Origin of the sequence: Mucilaginibacter sp. PPCGB 2223, from assembly GCF_001705515.1 — a bacterium.
Taxonomy (GTDB): Bacteria; Bacteroidota; Bacteroidia; order Sphingobacteriales; family Sphingobacteriaceae; genus Mucilaginibacter.
The window spans coordinates 934718-956890 of record NZ_MDJS01000001.1 but is presented as its reverse complement, the minus strand read 5'-3'; the positions used below and the strand labels follow the sequence as shown (position 1 = coordinate 956890).

The window sequence follows — 22173 nt, the reverse complement described above, 5'->3', positions numbered from 1 at the left end:
TAAGGTCTCATAAAAAATATAAAACATGGCACACAAAAAAGGGGCCGGTAGTTCCAAAAACGGTCGCGAGTCACATAGCAAGCGTTTGGGTATAAAAATTTTCGGCGGTCAGCCAGCTATTGCAGGAAACGTTATCGTTCGTCAGCGTGGTACCCCGCACAACCCGGACAAAAACGTAGGTATCGGTAAAGATCATACTTTATTTGCTTTGATCGATGGTACTGTAGTTTTCAAAAAGAAAGCTGATAACCGCTCTTATGTATCGGTTATCCCTTTCGCTGCACAACCTGTAGCTGTTGAAGAAGCTCCCAAGGCTGTTGCAAAAAAAGCACCTAAAGCTGAAGCTCCGGTTGTTGAGGCTGCACCCGCTGCGGAAGAAGCTGCTCCAGCAGCAAAAGCTCCAAAAGCAAAGAAAGAAAAAGTTGAGCCTGCTGCCGATAAAGCAGAAGAGACTCCAGCTGCCGAGTAAAATAACCGGCAGTTAAAACAAATTTTAAAAGCCGTCCTGATTAATCCGGGACGGCTTTTTTGTTATTTACTTATTCAATCAAGGATAAACGTGTCCTTTTTCGCGTGGTGGCGCAATAACGGTTACCAGGCCCGACATGAACATGACCAGGCCAATAAAATCGGGCCATGGGAACGACTTGATCCCGTTAATGTAAACTGTAAAAGTGTTGGAATCGACCGCATTAACATACACCAGATTTTGAAATGTTAAGCGTCCGATGAGAATGATAACCACCGCGGCTATCATCAGATAAATGCCTGTTTTGTTCATAATTAATGGTTTTATTAATAGTATGAACCTCCGGTGAGTCAGGGATGTATAAGCGATGGCTTATCGGGGTTGTAATTGATTATATCAAATATAACGTTTTGATACGAACAATATGTTTTCACCAAAAAAATTTTAACTCCGCTTATCGCCGATTAAAGCATAGTTGATAGTGAAAGTATAGCGTACGCGTATAGGCTGCCCACGCTGCATACCGGGTTTCCATTTTGGCGATGCGGCCATTAACCGTATAGTTTCGCGGTCCATCACTTCCGACAGTCCGTTGATGATTTTGATATCGGTTATAGTGCCGTCTTTTTCAATGGCCATCGCCAACGTAACAGAGCCGTTCATTTCCTGCGATGAAGCATTTACAGGGTAAATTACATTTTTCGACAGGTATTTATTGAATGCTTTAGCGCCGCCTGGAAACTGCGGTTCCACATCGATAGCTTTAAAATTAAGCGCAGTATTGGCGTGTTTGGTTACAGTTACAGTTTGTGCTTTCGGTAAAAATGGTAACAGTAACAACAAAAGGAAGAAAAGACGTTTCATTATACTCAGGGTTGACTCGGTTTATTATCTTGTATCTTAAAATTTATAGGCACAGTAAAAGTTTCCTTTACAGGTATGCCGTTCTGTATACCTGGTTTCCATTTCGGCCCTGCTAAAATTACCCGCCTGGCTTCCTGCGCAAGGTCTTCTGCAGGTGCACTTATAATTTTTATATCAGTAACCGTGCCATCTTTGTCGACCACGAAGCTTAATGTTACTTCACCTTCAATTTTATTGATCTTTGATAGGATAGGATAGTGAATATTTTCGCTTAAGTATTTAAAAAAACCTGGTTTACCACCATCGGGGAAATACGCTTCCGACGATGGTCCGAGTGTGTGGTTCAGGTCATCCTCCGGCTTTTTGCTTTTTGCAACAAGCGGCGCTCTATGCTTGATTGCGGGGTCTGCGGCGACCTTTTTTTCAACGGGTTTAGCAACAGGTGGTTTTACTTTCATTACGGCGGGCGGCGGTATTATTGTTTTGGCCACTGCAGGTATCGCTTTTTTTCCGGCAACAACGTTAGGTTTTTTAACAGCAGGCGCAGGAGGTGCAGTCTTTTTTGCGATTTGTTCAGCGGGTTTCTTAATTACAATAGGATTGGGCTTCTTAATTATCACCGGTGTGGGTTTTTTTATCGGTGCCGGCGGCGTTTTGGCTACGGGGATAGTTTTTTTAGTAATCGGAGGGGGCGGCGATGTTTTTTTTACGACCTGGGGCAATGGTTTCTTTTCTACAGGCACCGGCTTTTTGTCATAAGGGGGTATAGGTTTTTTTACCGCTTTCAAAACAGGTTTCTTCTCCGAGGTAGTAACAATCGGGGTTGGTTCTGCCTTTTTTTCAGAAACAGGTGGCGCTTTTTTGCTCGTCACTACAGGTTCTATTACCGGTTTCTTTATTGGTTCCGATGTGTTAGCAATAGTATTTTGCGATTTGGCCGGCGGAGCAAGTGCGCTTATTACACCCATATCAATGTTAAATACCATATACACACCAATAGGTTTGCCCTTAACCATTGCGGGTTGCCATCTTGGCGAAGATTTGATCACGTGTGCTACTTCCTGGTCTATTTGTGGTGTTACACTTTTCAGGATGTTCACGTTAGATACTTTGCCATTTGTATCAATCTTTAAAGATATAATTACCTGGCCGCGTAAATTCCTGTCTGATTTTTTTTGGTAGTTGATATTGGCGGCTATATACTTGGTAAAATCGCCGCCGGGGAATTTTGCCAATACATCGACATGTATAACTGGTATCTTACTTATTTTAGCCGCAACGGTATCTGTTTGTGCTTTTAACACTGCAGATATACAAAGCATAAATAAAAATAAGGGATACTTTTTCACGAATACTAAGGTAGTATTAAGATAGCAAATTGTATAAAAGCTAACTGTGATGTTGCAAAAATTTAACAATTTATAACAGTGCTTTTGCAACAATGGGTTAGCTCGTTTTTTATTTATAAAAAAAAGTAAATTACAGCGCAGGATTATTTAGGCAATGTCGTCTAACCTTTAAATATAAACCGGTTTTGGTTGAAGAACTATTAATTGAACAGCTAAAAAATAAGCAGCAAAGTGCTTTCAGGCAGGTTGTTGAGCTGTACCAGAACATGGTCTTCAATACGGCGTTAAGTATGTTGCAAAACCGGGAGGAGGCTGAAGATATTGCCCAGGAAGTTTTTATACAGGTTTACGAATCGGTACAGAAGTTTAAAGGCGAATCGAAGCTCTCCACCTGGGTTTATCGCATTACTATAACCAAAGTGTTGGATTGGCAGCGGCACAAGCAGCGAAAAAAGCGCTTTGCATTAATAAGCAGCTTGTTTGGTACTGATAATGAAGTTGAAAGGGACGTGCCCGATTTTGTGCACCCGGGCGTATTGATGGAAAACAAGGAGCGTTCGGTTATATTGTTTAAGGCATTGGATAAGCTGCCCGAAAACCAGAAGGTTGCATTCGTGCTCAATAAGATCGAAGGCCAGAATTACCAGGAAGTGGCCGATATTATGGGGGTAACTGTAGGGGCCGTCGAATCGTATATGCATCGTGCCAAGCAAAATTTAAGAAAATTATTAGAAACATATTATCATACAGATAAATAGATCACATCATGGAAACCAGGACGAACAGAGATGATGAAATAGAGGCAATACTCAATAGTCTCGATGGGGCAGGCAGGGCAGAGGTGTCGCCATTTTTCTATACGCGTGTTGAAGCGAGGCTGCAACAACAAAAGAACCAGGTATCTACCGATTTTTTACAGCGGCTGGTCAGCCGGCCTGTGCTTGCTGTAAGTGTGCTTACCGTGTTCCTGGTATTTAATATTATGGCTATCAGGGGCTTAAGCTCGGTTAATAATTCAGTTTCGACAAGTTCGGCGAGTGCGCTCCAAAATTTTGCGGCCGATTATAATATGAATACGACAGTGCTATACAATAATTCCGAAAGATAATGGATCAATTATTAAAAAACAGGATGTGGGGTTTTATCGTAGGTGTATTGGTTTTAGCCAATATAGCTACGCTGGCAGGTTTTTGGTACCTGAAACTTCATACCGATATTAATAAACCAGCCGACACGCCGCGTGGCCAGGAGAACACCAAAAGCTTTATCATTGCCCAGCTTGGATTAAACCAATCGCAGCAGCAGGCTTACGGCGAGCTTGTTCAGCATCATCGCCAGAATGTAGGCCTGATCCAGGAAAGATTGCATGAGGCAAAGGATGCTTTTTTTAATTCGCTCTCGGATACAAAAACGACTCAGGTACAGTTGGATAGCTTATCGGCCCATATAGTTGCATGCGAAAGCAAACTGGATATGCTCACCTATGAACATTTAAAAAAGGTGCGCGCCCTGTGTAACGATCAGCAGAAAGAAAAATTTGATAATATTATTAAACAGGTATTACGAATGATGGGGCCGGCAGGGGGAAGGCCGCAAGGTCCGCCACCTCCACAAGGCCAGGGCGGTAATTTCCCGCCGCCACCACCTGGCGATGGACAAGGCCCGCCACAATAAAATGATGAGCGGCGCAGGATTTCTAAAATTGCAGCATCTAATACCCTAAAAGCAATTAAATTATGAAAACTAAGATTACAATCCTTTTATCGGGTTTGCTTTTAGCAACCTGTATGGTTAAGGCACAGCAGGGCCCTCCGCCCGGACAAAAACCGCCATCACCCGAGGAGCATTCAAAACAAGTAAGCAGCAAGCTTGAGAAAGACCTTACTTTAAACCCGGCGCAAAAAGCGAAGGTAGAAGCGGCCTACAAAAATTTTTTTACAGGCATAGAAAAGGTGCGGGGTAAAATGCCCCCGCCACCGCCGCCGCCATTGCCACCGGGGAAAAAGAAATCGGCAGATAGCCTTGTCGCTATCCGCGATGCAGAAATAAAAAAGGTACTTACCCAAGCCCAGTTTACCAAATATAAGGAAGTTGAAAAAACTATGCGCCCGCCACGACCGCAGGGCCCGCCTCCACCCAACGCCCCCGATAAACAACAATAATATACAATTAGGGGCCTCCTTCGAAAAAGGGAGGCCTTTTTAATTTTAATATAAGCTGATAGACCAATCGGGATTAATTTTTACCAATATTGAAATAGTAGACACTACCGGTTGCCGGTTAATTGTGGCAGCCACAAATTGCTTGTCGTATTCATCCAACAGGTCATTGTTCAATAAATAGGTATCCAAAATTGCATTATTGTTTTTTAGTTGCACAATGAGCTTGCATTCGGATAAGCGGCCGCCCGGACTTACCAGTATCTGTAAAAATGCACGTATTGTCACCGATCCGTAGAAGTTCAGCGGATCGACCTTAAAGAGCTTAATATAAGGCAGATAACCAAACCACGTGCCGCCAATGCGCACGGGCTTGGTCACCGTATCCTTGCGGGTAGTTTTTTTATCAAATATGTATTCGATATAATCGTGTGTGCTGTCAACGGGTGCTTCATACAGCAATTTTTGTGTCGTGTAGTTATATAGCTCGTTTACATGGCCATCCTTATCATAAAAATGCCAGATACCCACACGCTTGTTATGATCGTAAACCCCCGATACAATAGCCGTGTTTTTACGGGTAATTTGCTGATATAGCCCTTGTTTTATTTTCCGGTCGCTTTTTAAAGTATTGTATTTTTCGGTTATACCGCCGCCATGATAAGTGCTTAACTCAATTGTTTCCTGCGCTAAGCAAAGTTGTGCTGAGATAAGTAGTAGTATAAAAGTAAAAATAAGCCGGAATGACATAAATGATATGGTTTATAAAAAAGGCTCTGTATACCAAATATACAGAGCCCGTGTTTTCATTCAAACTAAAATACCTATTTCTTCTTATTAGCCTGTTGTATTTGTTGCTGTTGCTTCATGTAATCTTCCATACGTTGGGCAAATGCCGATTTCTTTTTAGTTTTATCTTCGGGCTTCTTTTTGTTTTCCTGTATTTCGGCATGTATTTTCTTCTCGTCGACCATCAGGCGGATCAAATATTGTTGTGTGAAAGTTAACATGTTCGCCAGGAAGTAGTAATAATTCAAACCCGATGGGTATTTGTTCAATACTACGATAAAGATAACCGGCGTGATGTATCCAATGTATTTCATCTGGCCGGTTACGCCCGATATCTGGTTATTGAAATAAGTATAGATAAATGTCGATATCGTCATCAGCAAACACATCAGACTGATGTGGTCGCCCAGAAACGGGATATTCGTTCCGAATTTGATCACATCATCATAAGTCGACAAATCCTTCATCCACAAAAAGCTCTGGCCCCGCAATTCGAATAAAGCCGGGAAGAAGCGCAGGAACGCAAATACGATTGGTAATTGCAGCAGCATAGGCAAACAACCACCAAGCGGGTTTACACCGGCTTTTTTATATAGCTTCATCGTTTCCTGTTGCAGCAGCGTAGGATTGTCTTCGCCGACTTTTGCTTTGATCTCGTCGATCTCAGGTTTCAGGATACGCATCTTAGCCATCGACAGATATGATCTGTAGGTTAACGGGGATAATACCAGCTTTAAGAGGATGGTCAGTGCCAGGATGATCAACCCATAGTTCCAGCCGAAGGTTTTTAACAAACCGAATACAGGCAATACTACCCAACGGTTAATGTATTTAAGTGGTCCCCAGCCAAAAGCAATTTGTTTTTCAAGATCGTCGCCCTGAGCTTTCAGTATTTCAAATTGGTTTGGCCCAAAGTAAAAAGTCATCGGGTAATAGCCACCGGTATTATTTGGAAGTTGTACTTTAGCAAGGGTTTGTTTAACCTCACCTTTCATGCTGGTATCACTGCTTACGTGCAGGCTGGCATTTGCAAAGCCGCTTTTGTAGATCAGCACGTTTGAGAAAAAGTGTTGTTTAAACGATACCCAATCCAGCTTTTTATCTTTGATCTGGATGGTGTCGTCTTTGTTTTCATTCAGGTTATTGACCTCGCCTTCGGTATCTTTGTAATAAACTGTCGAGTATTGGCGCTCCATGGTCATGTCCTTCTCGGTTTTGTTCAGGCTGGCCTGCCATCCTAAAGTTAAAGGAGCATTGCTTGGGATAATCTGCTCAAGGCCGGTCATCTTAATATTAAAACCAAGCTTATAACCGGTTTTTGGCAGCGAGTACACATAATCGATATACTGGTTTGGGCTGTAATTCAACCGCAGTGTAACCGATGTGGCATCTGCGCTAACCTGTTTAAAATACAGGGTATTGGTGTTGATGCTTTTACCGGCAGCGGTAAAATATAAGCCCAGGTGGTTTTGCACGCCGTTAAAAAGAACGAGAGGCTGTTTGTCAAACGTCTTATAGTTTTTTAATTCAACCGACTGTATCCGGCCACCTAAAGTAGAAAGCTTAACAATCATCTCATCATTTTCGAGTGTGATGAATTGCTCAGTGCCGGCCATAGTAGCGCCAAAAGGTGATCTCAAAGCTGCCGAATCTAACTTAATGGTTTTGCTGGCGCTATCGGCTTTGGCTGTTGCCGCTGCTTGTTTTATACCGGCCCTTTTTAGCGAATCCTGGTGTTCGCGGGCTTTGGCTAATTTGATGTCGGCTTCTGATGGCTTGGTTAAGTAAAAGAAACCAAACAAAATGAGCATGATCAGGAATAATCCTGTGTATGTATTCTTATCCATTATTTAAAATGCTGCATTAATCACAATTATTTTTTACGGGCATAAGCCAATGCAGCGGCGACAAAGTTAACAAAAAGTGGGTGCGGATTAGCAACTGTTGATTTTAATTCGGGATGAAATTGCGCGCCCAAAAAGAACGGATGATTTTTAAGCTCAACGATCTCAACCAGGTTATTATCAGGGTTAATACCCGATGGTATCAGGCCACCGTTCTCGTATTGTTTTAAATATGCGTTGTTAAACTCGTAACGGTGGCGGTGGCGTTCAGAAATATGCGCCTTGCCGTAAATGGCAGCTGCTTTACTGTTCTTACGCAGATCACAGGCATAAGCGCCTAAACGCATGGTACCGCCTTTGTTGGTAACCTTTTTTTGTCCTTCCATCATCCCGATAACCGGGTGAGGCGTTTCGGTATCCATTTCGGTACTGTGTGCACCTTTTAAACCCAACACGTTGCGCCCGTACTCAACTACGGCCATTTGCATGCCCAGGCAGATACCAAAAAACGGAATATTGTTTTCGCGAACGTAACGTATCGCTTCAATTTTACCCTCGATACCTCGCTGGCCAAAACCCGGCGCTACCAATATGCCATGCAGACCCTGCAGTTTTTCAATCGCATTTTCAGGCGTTAATTCTTCCGAATGAATTGTTTCAACACGCACCTTACATTCATTTTTAGCGCCTGCGTGGATGAACGACTCAGTAATAGATTTATAAGCATCGGGCAACTCAACATACTTGCCCACCAAACCGATACGCACTTCGGCGGTCGGATTTTTTAAACGGCCCAGGAAATCTTTCCAGCTTTCGAGGTTAGGCTCGTTTTTGGCTGGCAGTTTAAGCTTGCTTAAAACAGTTTTATCCAGTTGTTCTTTCAACATCAGCAACGGCACATCGTAAATTGTCGACGCATCGATCGATTCGACTACCGCGTTGATGTTAACGTTACAAAACAATGCAATTTTTTTACGGATATCAGAATTAATATGATGCTCGGTACGGCAAACCAAAATATCAGGCTGTATACCATACTCCAGCAACATTTTAACCGAGTGCTGGGTAGGTTTTGTTTTTAATTCGCCTGCAGCTGCCAGGAAGGGAATTAAAGTAAGATGGATAACCAGCGAGTTGTTCTGCCCGGTTTCCCATCTGAACTGGCGCACAGCTTCAATAAACGGCAGCGATTCGATATCACCCACGGTACCACCTATCTCCGTAATTACGATATCGTAATTACCACCTTCGCCTAAAATGCGGATATTGTTTTTGATCTCATCGGTAATATGGGGTACAACCTGTACAGTTTTGCCCAAAAAAGCACCCTGGCGCTCACGGTTGATCACATTCTGATAAATACGGCCGGTAGTGATGTTATTGGCTTTTGATGTTGGCGTGTTCAGGAAACGCTCGTAGTGCCCAAGGTCGAGGTCGGTTTCGGCGCCATCCTCGGTTACATAGCATTCGCCATGCTCGTACGGGTTCATCGTACCCGGATCAATGTTGATATAAGGGTCGAATTTCTGGATGGTTACGCTGTAACCACGGGCCTGTAAAAGTTTTGCGAGCGAAGCGGAAATTATACCTTTCCCTAATGACGAAGTAACGCCACCCGTAACAAAAATGTATTTAGTCATGTGTTCTATGAGATTCTGGCTTCAAAAAAGAGCGAAACCAAATGTTTGTGTACGGGATGCAAAAGTAATAAATTTTTTGGATTAAGCCGTAATTGTGGAGAAAATGCCTTTTGTTTGGAAGTCGATATAAGCGATTACAACAATATTGTTAAAGGTTTTTTAATAGCTTTTCAAGGTCTTGGGGTGTATCGATAGCATGCGTTTCCAACTCAGTTTCGGCAACCTTAATGCGGTAGCCATTCTCAATCCAGCGTAGTTGTTCGAGGCTTTCGGCTTTTTCGAGCGAGGATAGAGGCAGGAGTGTGATCTGCTGCAGTATGGCACTGTTATAACCGTAAATACCGATATGCTTGTAGTAAGTACTATGATAAAGCCATCGTTGTGGTTCTTCGCCGCGCACGTGTGGTATTGCTGCCCGTGAAAAATAGATGGCTTCCGACAGTTTATTGATGATAACCTTCGGCGAGCTGAAGTTATAGAGTTCTTCGGTGGTGGTTATTTTTTTGATGAGCGTTGCTAACTGTGTACCCGGCTCGTTAAAGCAACTTGCTACACGTGCTATCTGTTCGGGATCGATAAAAGGTTCATCGCCTTGTATATTAATCACAACATTGTATTCCGGATATTTTGCAGCAACTTCGGCACAGCGGTCGGTACCGCTTTGATGCCTATCGGATGTCATGGTTACCATCCCGCCAAAGCTTTTTACATGGTCGAATATGCGCAGGTCATCCGTAGCAACAATCACTTCATGCAGGCTTTTACACTTTTTGGCTTGCTCATAAACGCGATGCAGCATGCTTTTACCAGCAATATCAACCAAAGGTTTACCCGGAAAGCGGGTAGAGGCGTAGCGAGCCGGGATGATGCCGAGAACTTTCATTAAAACAAGCCGTTTATTTCGCGCTCTATCGACAATACCACGCTGCTCAGATCTTCAGGGTTATTGGTAAAATCGAGCGTATCCTTATCCAATATCAGCAGTTTGCCAAGCTTATAGCCATTAATCCATTTTTGGTACTTTTCATTCAGCTTTGAAAGATAATCCAGGCGGATACCGCTTTCGTATTCGCGGCCGCGGCGCTGTATGTTGTTTACCAGCGTTGGTACCGACGCTTTGAGATAGATCAGCAGATCGGGCGGTTTGATAAAGCTGGTAATGTTATCGAAAATAGCACGGTAATTTTCGTAATCCCTGCTGGTCATCAGCCCCATATCGTGCAGGTTTTCGGCAAAGATGAAAGCGTCTTCGTATATCGTCCTGTCTTGTATAATATTACGCGTACCTTTCTGTATCTCGATGATTTGCTGGAAGCGATTATTCAGGAAATAGATCTGCAGGTTAAAGCTCCAGCGTTTCATATCACCATAAAAATCCTCCAGGTATGGGTTGTTGTCAACCGCTTCGTAAAGCGGCTCCCAGCCGTAGTTTTTGGCTAATAGTTCTGTTAGTGTGGTTTTACCGGCCCCGATGTTGCCTACAATGGCTATGTGCATGTTGTTAGTTCAAAAGTTTAAAGTCAAAAGGTAAAAGTTATAAATCGAAAATCCTAATGGTTATTTATTGATAACTCAAAAACCACGGAACCCGATAATTTCTCTTACGTCTTTAATTGTCTTTTGTGCGCTTTCACGAGCCTTAATGGCGCCGTGTTTAGCCACCTGGCGCAGGTAAACGGCATCGTTGGCAATGGCATCGATACGTTCGCGAATGGGCGCGGTGGCTATGACCATATCTTCGGCCAGCTGTTTTTTCAAGTCGCCATAGCGGATGGCGCATTTGTTGTATTGCTCATCAAAGTGTGCAAGGGTATCCGGCGCAGATACCACTTTCATCAGGTCGAACAGATTTTGTATCTCAGCCGGTTTAGCCTGATTTTCGGCGGTTGGCCCGCTATCGGTAACGGCGCGCATTACCTTTTTACGGATAACTTCAGGCGAATCGGACAGGTAAACCGCATTGGCTTCGCCTTCTGATTTGCCCATTTTTCCTTTGCCATCCAAACCTGGTATTTTCACCAGGTTATCGCTATAGTTAAAAGCAAAAGGCTCCGGGAAATAGTCGTGATTATACAAGCGGTTAAAGCGGTTACCGAAAGTGCGCGCCATTTCCAAATGCTGCTCCTGATCTTTACCTACAGGCACTTTGGTAGCTTTATGGATCAGGATATCTGCGGCCATCAAAACCGGGTAAGTGAGCAAGCCGGCGTTTACGTTATCCGGGTTGGCACGTACTTTATCTTTAAACGAGGTGCTGCGTTCCAATTCGCCCAGGTAGGCGTTCATATTCATATACAAATACAATTCGGCAATCTCGGGCACGTCCGACTGTACATAGATCGTAACCTTTTCAGGATCGATGCCTGCAGCCAGGTACTCTACCAAAACCTGCTTCACGTTGCCATGCAGGTCGGTAGGTGTAGGGTGGGTGGTTAACGAGTGCAGATCGGCTATAAAAAAGAAGCATTTAAACTCATTCTGCATTTTTACGAAGTTTTGAATGGCTCCGTAGTAATTGCCTAAATGTAATTTTCCGGTGGAACGAATACCACTAACAACAGTTTCCATGGGGCGAAAGTAAGTATTTTTTCTATTTTTGGGGACGATGATCCTAAGGAAACTACATGCCCGGTTTTATCGCTACGGCGTAGCCACGTTTATCTATTTATTTTACCTGCTGCTTTATTTCTTTTCGCGAAAGCCAAGCCGATATCCTGTAATGAACAAGCTGCGCAAAATATGCGGCTGGCTAAGTTCGGGCGTTGCAGGCATACGCTATCGTTACCAGTTTGAACAGCCTATCGACTGGAGCCGCACCTATATTATCTGCCCTAACCATAGCTCAAGTTTGGATATCACGGCCATTACGCTGATGGTGCAAAATAATTTTTGCTTTATCGGCAAAGAAGAGTTTGTACGTAACCCTGCACTGGGTATCTTTTTCAAAACCATTGATATCCCGGTTAACCGCAATAGTAAAATTTCATCCTTTAAGGCTTTTAAAAAGGCCGGAGAGCGCCTGCAGAACGGCATGACGGTAGTGATCTTCCCCGAGGGTAAAATTCCCGACGATTATCCGCCCCGGCTCAACGAGTTCAAAAACGGCCCTTTCCGCCTGGCTATCGAACTTAAAATACCGATCATCCCTGTAACCTGTATCGATAACTGGAAGCTGATATGGGATACCGGTCTCGAAACAGGCGCCAGATCAGGCGTCAGCCATGTTTACGTACACAGGCCCATCGAAACAGCCGATATGAGCCTGGATGATGCCGATAAGCTGAAGGACAAGGTGTTCGGCATCATTGATCAAAAATTCAGAGCCGAAAACGAGCTTCAATCCCGATAATGCCTTTTTACGTATCTTGATAAAACTTACCAACCTTATACATGATACTTTTTTTACGGAGGGCACATAATTATTATTACATATTTACGGCCGCTTTGGGCCTGGTGCTTTTTTATCCGTTGCTGTATTTTTACTCGCGTAAACCCTCGCGCTATAAAGAGCTTAACCGGCTGCGGCGGATGATCAGTTATTTCAGCGCCACGGCCTCAGGTTTCTTTTTCAGGATAAAACATGAGCAGCCTATCGACTGGAGCCGCACCTACATTGTTTGCCCTAACCATACCTCTAACCTCGATATCCTGTCGATGGGGATCGCTATAAAAAACAATGTGAGTTTTATGAGCAAGGCCGAACTGCTGACCAACCCCTTGTTTTCCATTTTTTTAAAGAGTGTGGATGTTACTGTAGACCGCGACAGCAAAATATCATCCTTCAGGGCATTTAAAAAGGCCGGCGAGAATTTAAAGCAGGGGCGAACTCTCATTGTTTTTCCCGAAGGGAAGATAGGGGATGACTATCCGCCTGTACTCCACGAGTTTAAGAACGGCCCGTTCAGGCTGGCTATAGAGCTGCAATTGCCTGTTTTGCCGGTAACATCATTAAATACCTGGCATGTGCTATGGGACAGCGGTTTCAAATTAGGAACACGCCCCGGCATTTGCGATATTTACATTCATAAACCTATCGAAACAAATGGCTTGAGTACAGACGACGCTGATATGTTAAAAGATAAGGTTTATAACCTGATAAATAATAAATTTGCCGAAGCATGAATAAAGAAACCGTTGATAAGATAGCCCACCTGGCACGTTTGGAAGTTACCGATGCCGAACGTGAAGAACTGATCAAGGACATGGAGAATATCCTGGGTTTTATGGATAAGCTTAACGAAATAGATACCACCGGTGTTGAACCCCTGGTTTATATGACGACCACCTTAAGCCCGCTACGGCCGGATGTGGTAAGACAGGAGATCACCCATGAGCAAGCGCTTGAAAATGCTCCTGAGCACGATGATGATCATTTCAGGGTGGCTAAAGTAATAGGCTGATATTGACCGAGCTCGAAAAGTTATATTTTGAGCAACCAGAACCTGTAAAAAGTTGTTTACTGGCGTTGCGCGATATCATCCTGGCCCAGGATGAGAATATAACCGCCGCATGGAAATACGGGATGCCGTTCTTCTGTTTCAAAGGCAAAATGTTCTGCTATTTGTGGGTGCATAAAACATTGCATCAACCCTATATCGGCATAGTGGAAGGCAAACATATCGAGCACCCCAATCTGCTACAGGAAAAGCGCGGCCGCATGAAGATTATGTTATTTGACGGCAGCGCTGATCTTCCAATTAATACCATTCAAAGCATATTACAGCAGGCTATTTCATTGTATACCTCAGGTAAGATTAAATTGAAAAGTTAGCCGTCAAAAATTCGTTTATCCTCTGTAACATTCTATACCTTATCTTAGTCAAACAAAACAAAAACGAATGGAGCCACTCATTAGCATTAAAGATATAGGTCGTAAATATGTTATCGGCACCGAGGTTATCCACGCCCTTAAATCGGTTTCGTTAACGATAAAAAAAGGCGAATTTGTAGCTTTAATGGGGCCTTCGGGTTCGGGAAAGTCAACGCTCATGAATATCCTGGGCTGTTTGGATACCCCATCAAAAGGCGAATATATTTTAAATGGCACTAATGTTAGCCAGATGAGCGACAACGAACTTGCCGAAGTGCGTAACAAAGAAATTGGTTTCGTTTTTCAGACATTTAACCTGCTACCGCGTAATACAGCTTTAGATAATGTTGGTTTGCCGCTCATTTATGCCGGTGTTAAGAAAGCCAAACGCCAGGAATTAGCCACACAGGCATTAAAGAACGTTGGTCTGGGGAACCGTATTGACCATAAGCCGAATGAACTTTCCGGGGGGCAGCGTCAGCGTGTTGCCGTTGCAAGGGCGCTCATCAATAATCCATCCATTATATTGGCCGACGAGCCTACGGGTAACCTGGATACCAAAACGTCGATCGAAATTATGGGTTTGCTTGAAGATATCCACGCCAAGGGCAACACAATTATACTGGTGACACACGAAGAGGATATTGCTCTGCATGCTCACCGCATTGTGCGCATGCGCGATGGTTTAATAGAAAGAGATTATCAGAACCCGGATATCCACACGGTTGGGCATAAAGTGCCCGAAAGCTGATAGTTTATGAAATTGCGCATCCTGATGTTAACTATGCTGGCTATCTTAAGCAGTTGCGAGGGATATAAAAGCATAACAGCAATTGTGGTAGCAAAAACACCGGCAAACCTGTACCCGGAGCCCGGATCGTATCTGTAAGCCCCAAACCCGATCCTGCTAAATCAGATACCATTACTGATATGGCAGGGCGGTTTAAGTTAACTACATTTTTTACCTCATTGATGTTTGGCAGGCCAAAATTCAAATTTACGGTTGTAAAGGCAGGGTATGAACGTACAACAGTAACTGCTAACAAAGGCTTGGATACCATCAGGCTGGCACCGATGCCCTAAGCCGCTGCCGGTCTTCAGTTTGTATTATTTTTAGCCGGAACCCGACCTGGTATGGAAGCGATGAGTTTTTGTGTATACGCGTTTTGCGGTTGATAGTAGATCTGCTCCGGCGTGCCGCTTTCTTCAATAACCCCTTTATTCATGACCAGAATACGGTCTGAAATGTGTTTGATGACCGACAGATCATGCGAGATAAAGATATAAGTGAGATTTAGCTCTTGCTGTAATTCGCGCAACAGGTTTAAAACTTGCGCCTGTACCGATACATCGAGTGCAGAAACCGACTCATCGCAAATAATAAATTTAGGTTGTAACGCTATAGCGCGCGCTATCACGATACGTTGCCTTTGTCCGCCCGAAAACTCGTAAGGATACCGGTTAAAATGCGCGGCCGTCAGATTAACCCGCTCTAATAATTCTATAACCCGCTGTTTACGCTGTGTATTGTTATGATATAAACCATGTACCTGCAAAGGTTCCATGATCGATTCTCCTACCGCCAGGCGAGGGTTCAAAGAGGAGTAAGGGTCCTGAAAAATGATCTGTATATCCCGCCGTATCCGCCTCATCTCTTCCGTTTTCAGGCTTTGCAACTCTGTGCTTTCAAATACTACATTGCCCGAAGTTGGTTCGACCAGGCGTAGAATACTTCGTCCCAGGGTAGTTTTACCACAGCCAGATTCGCCTACCAAACCCAGCGTTTCGCCTGGATAAACCTCAAAACTCACATCGTTAACGGCCTTAATCATTTCTTTTGCTTTTTGGAGGAAACCTCCGCCGGCAGGGTACCAGGTACACAGGTTTTGCACTTTAAGGATAGGTTGCCGACTGTACAATTGCTGTTTACGGTCGTCTATTTCCTTGTCGGAATAAGTGAGTTGTTTACGCAATTCCTCAATGCTTAAACCGGAGCCTTGCATATTGCCCTGTTCGTCAAGTTTTAAAAAATCCGATAATACCGGTAGTTTTTTTAATTGATAGGCAGGAGAGGGGCGGCATGCCAGCAAGCCTTTTGTATAGGGATGTTGCGGATTGTTAAATATTTCGGTAATTCCGGCCTGTTCAACAACATTGCCCTTGTACATCACGATCACCCGGTCGGCAATTTCGCTGATCACGCCCAGATCATGCGAGATAAAGATCAGGCTCATGTTGCGCTCCGTCTTCAGCCTTAGCAGGAGCTCGATAATGGTTTTTTGCACCGTTACATCCAATGCGGTGGTCGGCTCATCGGCGATGAGTATCTCCGGGTCGCACGATAGCGCCATCGCTATCATCACACGCTGTTTTTGGCCGCCCGATATTTCGTGCGGGTACGAATCAAATATTGACTCTGGTCGTGGCAACTGCACTTCTTTAAATAAAGCCAAGGCTCTTTCGCGAGCCTCGGTATTGTTTAAGCGCCGATGACGTTTAATCGCTTCGGCGACCTGGAAACCGCATGTCAGTACCGGGTTAAGCGAGGTCATGGGCTCCTGAAAGATCATCCCAATGCGATTGCCGCGGATCAGCTGCATTTCATTTTCCGGTAGTTTCAGCAGGTTCGCCTCATCCAACAATATCTCTCCCTTTACCTGGCTCACAGAAGTCTCGAGCAGCCGCATTATAGCCAGGGATGTTACCGATTTCCCCGACCCCGATTCGCCTACGATGCCAATAACCTCGCCTTTGGCCAGTTTAAACGAAACGCCTTTTACGGCTTCAAACAGGCCATTCTCTGTTTTAAATTCAACTTTAAGGTTATTGACGGTGAGCATATTTTAAACTATTGTTATATTTTCCTCGGCGATTAATGCGCTGCCCCTGAATCTGAGCAAAAGCTGCGCTGTGGCTACGACGTCCTTTTGGCAATAAATGCAAATTCGCGGCAGGTCGCTTTCCTGCCAGTACACATGGCCGACCATACTGCCATCGATGTCATCCTTTGGGGTTGGGATATTAAATATTTCGGTTAACAAACTCAGAGAAGTGTAGCTTTTATAATCGCCAAATTTCCAGAGCTCCATCGTGTCAAGGTGGTTTACTTCCCATGGTTTTTTGCCCGATATCTCGAGTTGGGATGGGATAGGTACCGCATTAATGAGCATCCGCCGGCACAGGTACGGAAAATCGAATTCCTTACCATTATGTGCACACAGCATCAGGTTTTTAGATTGTTTGCCGAGCAACGTACAGAATTGCTGTAAGATTAGTTTTTCATCGTGCCCTGCAAATGATTTTACACGCAGGCCCACAGGGCTGCCAGGGGTAAATATGCCTACCGAAATACAGATGATTTTACCGAACTCCGCCCATATGCCGGCACGTTCGTAAAACTCATCGGGTGTTTCGTCTTTACGCTGGTACTGGGTTTTTGCGGCCCACAGTTTTTTTAATGTTTCGGGCACCTGGTCAAAATCGGCATATTGAGGTACTGTTTCAATATCCAGCACCAATACGTTTTGCAGGTCGATGTGCTCAAGCATTGCTAAAAGTAAGATAATTTTTTGTTTTTAGTTTTCGATATCTATTTAAACGGCTAACAAGAATAAAAAAATACCGTATTATTACTCATTGCCGGTAAACGGCTGCTGATTGACGTGTAAACGTCGTGTTCAAGAACATACAATTAAAAATCTGCCCGGGTATCTTTGCCATGAACTTAAGAAAAAAAGAAATGGTTGCGCTTGCTATAAAGAAAAGAAGACTTGAAAAGGGCTTTACGCAGAAAGAGCTTTCGGATATGACCAATATCAGTCCGCGATCGATACAGCGGATTGAGAACGGTGAGGTAATGCCAAGGATGTACACGCTCAGGACCATTGCCCGGTCGCTCGATATGCCCGTACAGGTTTTTGAAACAGATAATGAGGCACAGGCAGAACAAAATCACACTGAGATAAAATCAACTTCAGTAACTCCGTCTAAAATAATTTTATCAGCAGGCATTAGCGCAATAAGTATTTTGTTGGGCTGGGCTTATACCGAGCAATCGGCCAGGTTTCCTGAAACAACTTTCGAGTTGATCCTGTTCATTGCCGGTATTATGGCTTTTATCATCATAAACTTACTGCTTATCTGGCGTGTGAAACGCTAATCATAAACACATTAAATTCTTCATCCGATGATCGGTATTATAATCGAAGTCCTGCTTTCGTATGTGTTATTGCGAATCTTTGAACAAAAAAACTTGATAGTTTTAGGATTTACACCTGTTAAATTACGACTACCACAAATACTCAGCGCTTTTTTATTAGCCGCTGCGTTGTGCGCATTAGATAAATGGAAAGATGCGCTGCTAACACATATTGAATGGAATTTGAACCCTCTATTTACGTTGGGTATGCTGGGAATTGCCTTTTGGTGGGTATTAAAAGCTGTTTTGTACGAGGATCTGATATTCAGAGGTGCCTTGCTTTACATTGCAAACCGGAAACTGGGTGAGAAGTGGGCCATTATACTTTCTGCTGTATGTTTTGGGGTTTACCATTGGTTTTCGTACGGTTTGCTGGGCAACCCGGTAATGATGATAATTGTATTTATAGTAACAGGCACAGCGGGTTGGATATGGGCATGGTCGTTCGTAAAAACCAGGTCAATGGCACTGGGGTTTGGTTTACACCTCGGTTACGATTTTACCGAAATTGTTTTATTCTCAAAAGGTCCGTTAGGCAAGCAATTGCTCGTTTCCGTTCAAAGTTCACAATATCATCAACTTATCGGCCTGGCATCACTCATTAGTTTTATTTTGCCGTTCCTGTTGCTGAACATTCTGAGCTATTTGCTCATCAGGTACTGTGTTAAAAAGCAAACAGCGTATTAATTAAACTACAACATTTTGCAGGCTGACTAAGTACTAATGAGTATAAAATACGTAGTAATATCAGGCAGGCGTTAAATTTTTGTTAAAGTGTAATTGTGGGTTGAATTGGTGTGCTTTTTGTGTGTGATACTGTAAACAACAACGAAAGCCATGAAGTACCTGTTGCCAAAGATTGAGAGCTTTGCTAATTTGCTTTTCTCTCACCCCAAAAAATATTTGTAATGAAAGTTTAAGCTTTTTTACAATTATTACGGAGCGCTTTTAAAGTGCAATGGCAATTTACGGCCCTACAACTACCTGATCATTACCCCCGGCTTATTTACTACAGGTATCTTTATAAAATTCGAATCGATGATGCTTTCGGGTAAAAAGATAAACTTCTTATCGTAAATATTACCGTCGATATAGTAACTAAGCCAGTATTCGTTAGTCAGTCCGAAAGTATCTTCGTCAATAGGCTCAACCAATACAAAAGTACCGGGCTCAACTTTCGGGAACATGTGCCTCAATACTGATGTTTTTACCTGCTCCCCGTTTTTTTCGCCATAGCCCCTGGATGTGATCAGTACATTTTCGATAGCAACATTTTTAAGATTGATGAGATAGACATACCACATCTTCGATTCTATGCTTTCCTTTTCGAGGGCGACTGCAACAGCTATATCTTCAACGGTATTATCGGGGAAATCCTTTTTCATCAATGTGTAATTTATAACCAGATGCCAACTGTGCCGGTACCTGCATCAAAATTAAACAAAGTAATTTGTGCCTGCTATTTTACCGGCGAAGCAATGTGATTTTTATTTCTTTTTAGCTGTTTTTTTTGCAGCAACTTTTGCAGCAGGCTTTTTGCTTGCCGCAACTTTCGGAGCAGGTGCTGCAGCTTTTTTACCAAACCTGCCTGTTTTTTTTGGCTCCTTTTCAGCTGCTTCGGATAATGCTACGCAATCCTGGTAGGTAAGTGTTTGAGCATCTTTGTCCTTTGGTATTTTAAGATTTAATTTGCCAAACTCAACGTAAGGTCCCCAACGGCCATTTAATATTTTTACATCAGGATTTTCATCGAATGTTCTGATCACACGCTCAATATCCCTCTTACGTTTGGCTTCAATTATCTCAATAGCTTGAGATTCGCTTACATCATGCGGGTCAACCTCTTTAGGTAACGAGTAGAAAGCACTGTTATGACGGATATACGGCCCAAACTTGCCGATCGCTACCGTCATTTCCTTATCCTCAAATACACCTACTTTTTTAGGCAACTTAAACAGTTCCATCGCTTCTTCAAGCGTAATGGTTTCGATCATTTGCCCTGCCCTTAAACTTGCATACAGCGGTTTCTCGCTGTTGGCGTCATCTTTATTCTCATTATCGCCAACCTGTACGAACGGGCCGTAACGACCGATACGCACCGAAACTTTTTTTCCGCTAACCGGGTCTGTGCCCAATTCACGTTCACCGGTAGCCTTATCGGCAGTTTTGATAGTGCTCTCAACTTCGTTATGGAACGGCGTGTAAAAGCTGCGGATCATAGTTGTCCACTCTTTTAATCCCTGTGCTATTTCGTCAAACTGTTTCTCAACGCTTGCGGTAAAGTTAAAATCGACGATACCTTTAAAATGTTGAACTAAAAAATCGTTAACCACAGCACCGATATCGGTAGGGAAGAGTTTGGCCTTTTCTGCACCGGTATTTTCGGTTTTGGTTTCTTTGGTGATAGCATTATTGCTTAGGGTAAGCACACGGTAAGCACGTTGCTTGCCTTCGCGATCTTCCTTAACTACATAACCGCGGTTTTGAATGGTTGAAATAGTGGGGGCGTAGGTCGACGGCCTGCCGATGCCTAACTCTTCCAGCTTTTTAACCAGACTTGCCTCAGTATAACGCGCAGCCGGGCGCGAAAAGCGCTCCGTCGCCGTCATATCGCGTAAAGCCAATAACTGACCTTGTGTTAAAGGCGGCAACATAGCGTTTTCGCCATCTTCCGAAATCTCTTCATCTTCGTCGACAGATTCGAGGTAAACCTTTAAAAATCCGTCAAATTTCATTACTTCTCCGTTAGCCACCAGGTTCTCACTCCGGGTTGATATGTCGATCTTTGCTGTTGTTTTCTCAAACTGGGCCTCGCTCATCTGTGATGCGATGGCACGTTTCCAGATCAGTTCGTACAAACGTTTTTCGGACGGGTCGCCATCAGTGGTATGATTTTCAAAGAAAGTGGGCCTGATAGCTTCGTGGGCTTCCTGTGCGCCTGCTGATTTGGTTTTGTATTTACGCAGCTGGTGATATTTTTCGCCATAGGCTGATACGATCTGCTTTTGGGCAGCCTGCAATGCGGTATCCGAAAGATTAACCGAATCGGTACGCATATAGGTTATTTTACCGTATTCGTACAACTTTTGAGCTACCGACATGGTTCTTGATACTGAAAAGCCCAGTTTCCGGCTTGCTTCCTGCTGTAAAGTTGAAGTGGTAAACGGTGCAGCAGGAGAGCGTTTTGTAGGGCGTGTTTCCAGGCTTTTTACCGAGAATACCGCATTAATACAATCCGTTAAAAACTTTTCTGCTTCTTCCTGTTTCCCGAAACGCTCGGGCAATTCGGCTTTGAACGCCTCGCGGCCCTTACCAAATATAGCAGTGATACGGAACGAGGCTTCGCTGTTAAATTTATTGATCTCGCGCTCCCGGTCGACAATTAAACGCACTGCCACTGATTGTACACGCCCGGCCGACAGGGAAGGTTTTACCTTTTTCCACAACACGGGCGACAGCTCAAAGCCCACCAGTCTATCTAAAACGCGGCGGGCCTGTTGGGCATTAACCAAGTTATAATCTATTTTGCGCGGGTTCTGGATGGCTTTTTCGATGGCCGATTTGGTGATCTCGTGAAATACGATACGCTTTGTTGTGGCGTCTTTCAGATCGAGTGTATCGAACAGGTGCCACGATATCGCTTCCCCCTCGCGGTCCTCATCGGAAGCGAGCCATACCATTTCGGCTTCTTTAGCTAATTTCTTTAACTCGCTAACTACCTGCTTTTTATCAGCTGGCACTTCATATTTTTGTTGGAAATTATTACTGATATCGATAGCGTCTTCTGACTTAATTAAATCGCGGATATGCCCGTAACTCGATTTAACCGTAAAGTCTTTACCAAGGTATCCCTCAATGGTTTTGGCTTTCGCCGGGGATTCAACAATGAGTAAATTTTTAGCCATTCAAATTCAGTTTTTTTGCAAATAAAGCATAAAGTATGCTAATCGCAAACTTTAGTTTAATAATGAAAGATTGGTTATTGTGTTATCAGGCTATTACGTTATTGAGCAATGGGCACTAATCATTACCGGAATTTACCGGTAATGGC

Annotated in this window: 27 protein-coding genes; 14 read left to right on the top strand and 13 right to left on the bottom strand. The window is 43.7% G+C overall.

Features of this window, described 5'->3' with window-relative positions; genetic code table 11:
• Window positions 1–25: 25 nt before the first annotated feature.
• A complete protein-coding gene (gene rpmA / locus BEL04_RS23800) occupies window positions 26–469 on the top strand; it encodes a 50S ribosomal protein L27 (RefSeq protein ID WP_083227747.1) in 444 nt (147 codons plus the stop codon).
• 78 nt (window positions 470–547) lie between these two features.
• On the opposite strand, the gene BEL04_RS03970 is transcribed toward rpmA, so the two are convergent.
• From BEL04_RS03970 to BEL04_RS03960, 3 genes are all read right to left on the bottom strand, one after another.
• Window positions 548–781: a hypothetical protein gene (locus tag BEL04_RS03970; protein ID WP_066000457.1), complete on the bottom strand. Its 234-nt coding sequence runs from the start codon at window positions 779–781 to the stop codon at window positions 548–550.
• 132 nt (window positions 782–913) lie between these two features.
• Window positions 914–1333 carry an energy transducer TonB gene (locus BEL04_RS03965; RefSeq protein WP_083227746.1) on the bottom strand — a complete coding sequence of 140 codons (420 nt, stop codon included), beginning with the start codon at window positions 1331–1333 and terminating at the stop codon, window positions 914–916.
• A gap of 5 nt (window positions 1334–1338) precedes the next feature.
• Window positions 1339–2655: an energy transducer TonB gene (locus BEL04_RS03960; RefSeq protein ID WP_139112909.1), complete on the bottom strand. Its 1317-nt coding sequence runs from the start codon at window positions 2653–2655 to the stop codon at window positions 1339–1341.
• 212 nt (window positions 2656–2867) lie between these two features.
• Here BEL04_RS03960 and BEL04_RS03955 point away from each other — a divergent pair, with 212 nt between their 5' ends.
• From BEL04_RS03955 to BEL04_RS03940, 4 genes are all read left to right on the top strand, one after another.
• Window positions 2868–3440: an RNA polymerase sigma factor gene (locus BEL04_RS03955; RefSeq protein WP_066000443.1), complete on the top strand. Its 573-nt coding sequence runs from the start codon at window positions 2868–2870 to the stop codon at window positions 3438–3440.
• An 8-nt stretch (window positions 3441–3448) separates the two neighbouring features.
• Window positions 3449–3790 (top strand): hypothetical protein, encoded by a 342-nt coding sequence (locus BEL04_RS03950; protein ID WP_066000441.1) that lies wholly within the window; start codon window positions 3449–3451, stop codon window positions 3788–3790.
• Window positions 3790–4356 carry a hypothetical protein gene (locus BEL04_RS24155; protein ID WP_066000439.1) on the top strand — a complete coding sequence of 189 codons (567 nt, stop codon included), beginning with the start codon at window positions 3790–3792 and terminating at the stop codon, window positions 4354–4356. The genes BEL04_RS03950 and BEL04_RS24155 overlap by 1 nt, the downstream gene beginning before the upstream one ends.
• A 62-nt stretch (window positions 4357–4418) precedes the next feature.
• Window positions 4419–4844, top strand: coding sequence for a hypothetical protein (locus BEL04_RS03940; RefSeq protein WP_066000437.1), 426 nt, complete (start codon window positions 4419–4421; stop codon window positions 4842–4844).
• A gap of 45 nt (window positions 4845–4889) precedes the next feature.
• Here BEL04_RS03940 and BEL04_RS03935 read toward each other — a convergent pair whose 3' ends face one another.
• The 6 genes from BEL04_RS03935 to trpS form a co-directional block, all read right to left on the bottom strand.
• Window positions 4890–5591: a hypothetical protein gene (locus tag BEL04_RS03935; protein ID WP_066000435.1), complete on the bottom strand. Its 702-nt coding sequence runs from the start codon at window positions 5589–5591 to the stop codon at window positions 4890–4892.
• 74 nt (window positions 5592–5665) lie between these two features.
• Window positions 5666–7477, bottom strand: a complete 1812-nt coding sequence (gene yidC, locus BEL04_RS03930; RefSeq protein WP_066000434.1) for a membrane protein insertase YidC — start codon at window positions 7475–7477, stop codon at window positions 5666–5668.
• Between the two features lie 26 nt (window positions 7478–7503).
• Window positions 7504–9114 carry a CTP synthase gene (locus tag BEL04_RS03925; RefSeq protein ID WP_066000432.1) on the bottom strand — a complete coding sequence of 537 codons (1611 nt, stop codon included), beginning with the start codon at window positions 9112–9114 and terminating at the stop codon, window positions 7504–7506.
• A 148-nt stretch (window positions 9115–9262) separates the two neighbouring features.
• On the bottom strand, window positions 9263–9997 hold the full coding sequence (gene kdsB, locus BEL04_RS03920) for a 3-deoxy-manno-octulosonate cytidylyltransferase (RefSeq protein WP_066000430.1): 735 nt from the start codon (window positions 9995–9997) through the stop codon (window positions 9263–9265).
• Window positions 9997–10611: a deoxynucleoside kinase gene (locus BEL04_RS03915; protein ID WP_066000428.1), complete on the bottom strand. Its 615-nt coding sequence runs from the start codon at window positions 10609–10611 to the stop codon at window positions 9997–9999. Before BEL04_RS03915 ends, kdsB begins: the two co-directional genes overlap by 1 nt.
• A 75-nt stretch (window positions 10612–10686) precedes the next feature.
• Entirely contained in the window at window positions 10687–11682 is a 996-nt protein-coding gene (gene trpS, locus BEL04_RS03910) for a tryptophan--tRNA ligase (protein WP_066000426.1), read from the bottom strand.
• Window positions 11683–11719: 37 nt separating this feature from the next.
• Here trpS and BEL04_RS03905 point away from each other — a divergent pair, with 37 nt between their 5' ends.
• From BEL04_RS03905 to BEL04_RS24150, 7 genes are all read left to right on the top strand, one after another.
• A complete protein-coding gene (locus BEL04_RS03905; protein WP_066000423.1) occupies window positions 11720–12463 on the top strand; it encodes a 1-acyl-sn-glycerol-3-phosphate acyltransferase in 744 nt (247 codons plus the stop codon).
• A 41-nt stretch (window positions 12464–12504) separates the two neighbouring features.
• The gene (locus BEL04_RS03900; RefSeq protein ID WP_066000421.1) at window positions 12505–13236 is read left to right on the top strand and encodes a 1-acyl-sn-glycerol-3-phosphate acyltransferase; all 732 of its coding nucleotides are present in this window, start codon (window positions 12505–12507) and stop codon (window positions 13234–13236) included.
• Window positions 13233–13514, top strand: coding sequence for an Asp-tRNA(Asn)/Glu-tRNA(Gln) amidotransferase subunit GatC (gene gatC / locus BEL04_RS03895; protein WP_066000418.1), 282 nt, complete (start codon window positions 13233–13235; stop codon window positions 13512–13514). The genes BEL04_RS03900 and gatC overlap by 4 nt, the downstream gene beginning before the upstream one ends.
• Window positions 13515–13516: 2 nt before the next feature.
• A complete protein-coding gene (locus BEL04_RS03890) occupies window positions 13517–13885 on the top strand; it encodes a DUF1801 domain-containing protein (protein ID WP_066000416.1) in 369 nt (122 codons plus the stop codon).
• 67 nt (window positions 13886–13952) lie between these two features.
• On the top strand, window positions 13953–14675 hold the full coding sequence (locus BEL04_RS03885) for an ABC transporter ATP-binding protein (protein ID WP_066000413.1): 723 nt from the start codon (window positions 13953–13955) through the stop codon (window positions 14673–14675).
• A 6-nt stretch (window positions 14676–14681) separates the two neighbouring features.
• Window positions 14682–14813, top strand: coding sequence for a hypothetical protein (locus BEL04_RS24665; protein WP_256389276.1), 132 nt, complete (start codon window positions 14682–14684; stop codon window positions 14811–14813).
• 41 nt (window positions 14814–14854) lie between these two features.
• Window positions 14855–15007 carry a hypothetical protein gene (locus BEL04_RS24150; protein WP_175403994.1) on the top strand — a complete coding sequence of 51 codons (153 nt, stop codon included), beginning with the start codon at window positions 14855–14857 and terminating at the stop codon, window positions 15005–15007.
• Between the two features lie 14 nt (window positions 15008–15021).
• On the opposite strand, the gene BEL04_RS03880 is transcribed toward BEL04_RS24150, so the two are convergent.
• The gene (locus tag BEL04_RS03880) at window positions 15022–16764 is read right to left on the bottom strand and encodes an ABC transporter ATP-binding protein (protein ID WP_066000411.1); all 1743 of its coding nucleotides are present in this window, start codon (window positions 16762–16764) and stop codon (window positions 15022–15024) included.
• A 3-nt stretch (window positions 16765–16767) separates the two neighbouring features.
• Window positions 16768–17472, bottom strand: coding sequence for a 3'-5' exonuclease (locus BEL04_RS03875; RefSeq protein WP_066000410.1), 705 nt, complete (start codon window positions 17470–17472; stop codon window positions 16768–16770).
• A gap of 170 nt (window positions 17473–17642) precedes the next feature.
• Between BEL04_RS03875 and BEL04_RS03870 the strand changes: the two genes are divergently transcribed.
• Window positions 17643–18083, top strand: coding sequence for a helix-turn-helix domain-containing protein (locus tag BEL04_RS03870; RefSeq protein WP_066000409.1), 441 nt, complete (start codon window positions 17643–17645; stop codon window positions 18081–18083).
• Window positions 18084–18110: 27 nt separating this feature from the next.
• Window positions 18111–18809 (top strand): CPBP family intramembrane glutamic endopeptidase, encoded by a 699-nt coding sequence (locus BEL04_RS03865; protein ID WP_066000408.1) that lies wholly within the window; start codon window positions 18111–18113, stop codon window positions 18807–18809.
• 293 nt (window positions 18810–19102) lie between these two features.
• Here the strand turns inward: BEL04_RS03865 and BEL04_RS03860 are convergent, their stop codons facing one another.
• A complete protein-coding gene (locus BEL04_RS03860; protein WP_066000407.1) occupies window positions 19103–19507 on the bottom strand; it encodes a hypothetical protein in 405 nt (134 codons plus the stop codon).
• Between the two features lie 102 nt (window positions 19508–19609).
• Window positions 19610–22027, bottom strand: a complete 2418-nt coding sequence (gene topA, locus BEL04_RS03855; RefSeq protein ID WP_066000404.1) for a type I DNA topoisomerase — start codon at window positions 22025–22027, stop codon at window positions 19610–19612.
• Between the last annotated feature and the right edge of the window lie 146 nt (window positions 22028–22173).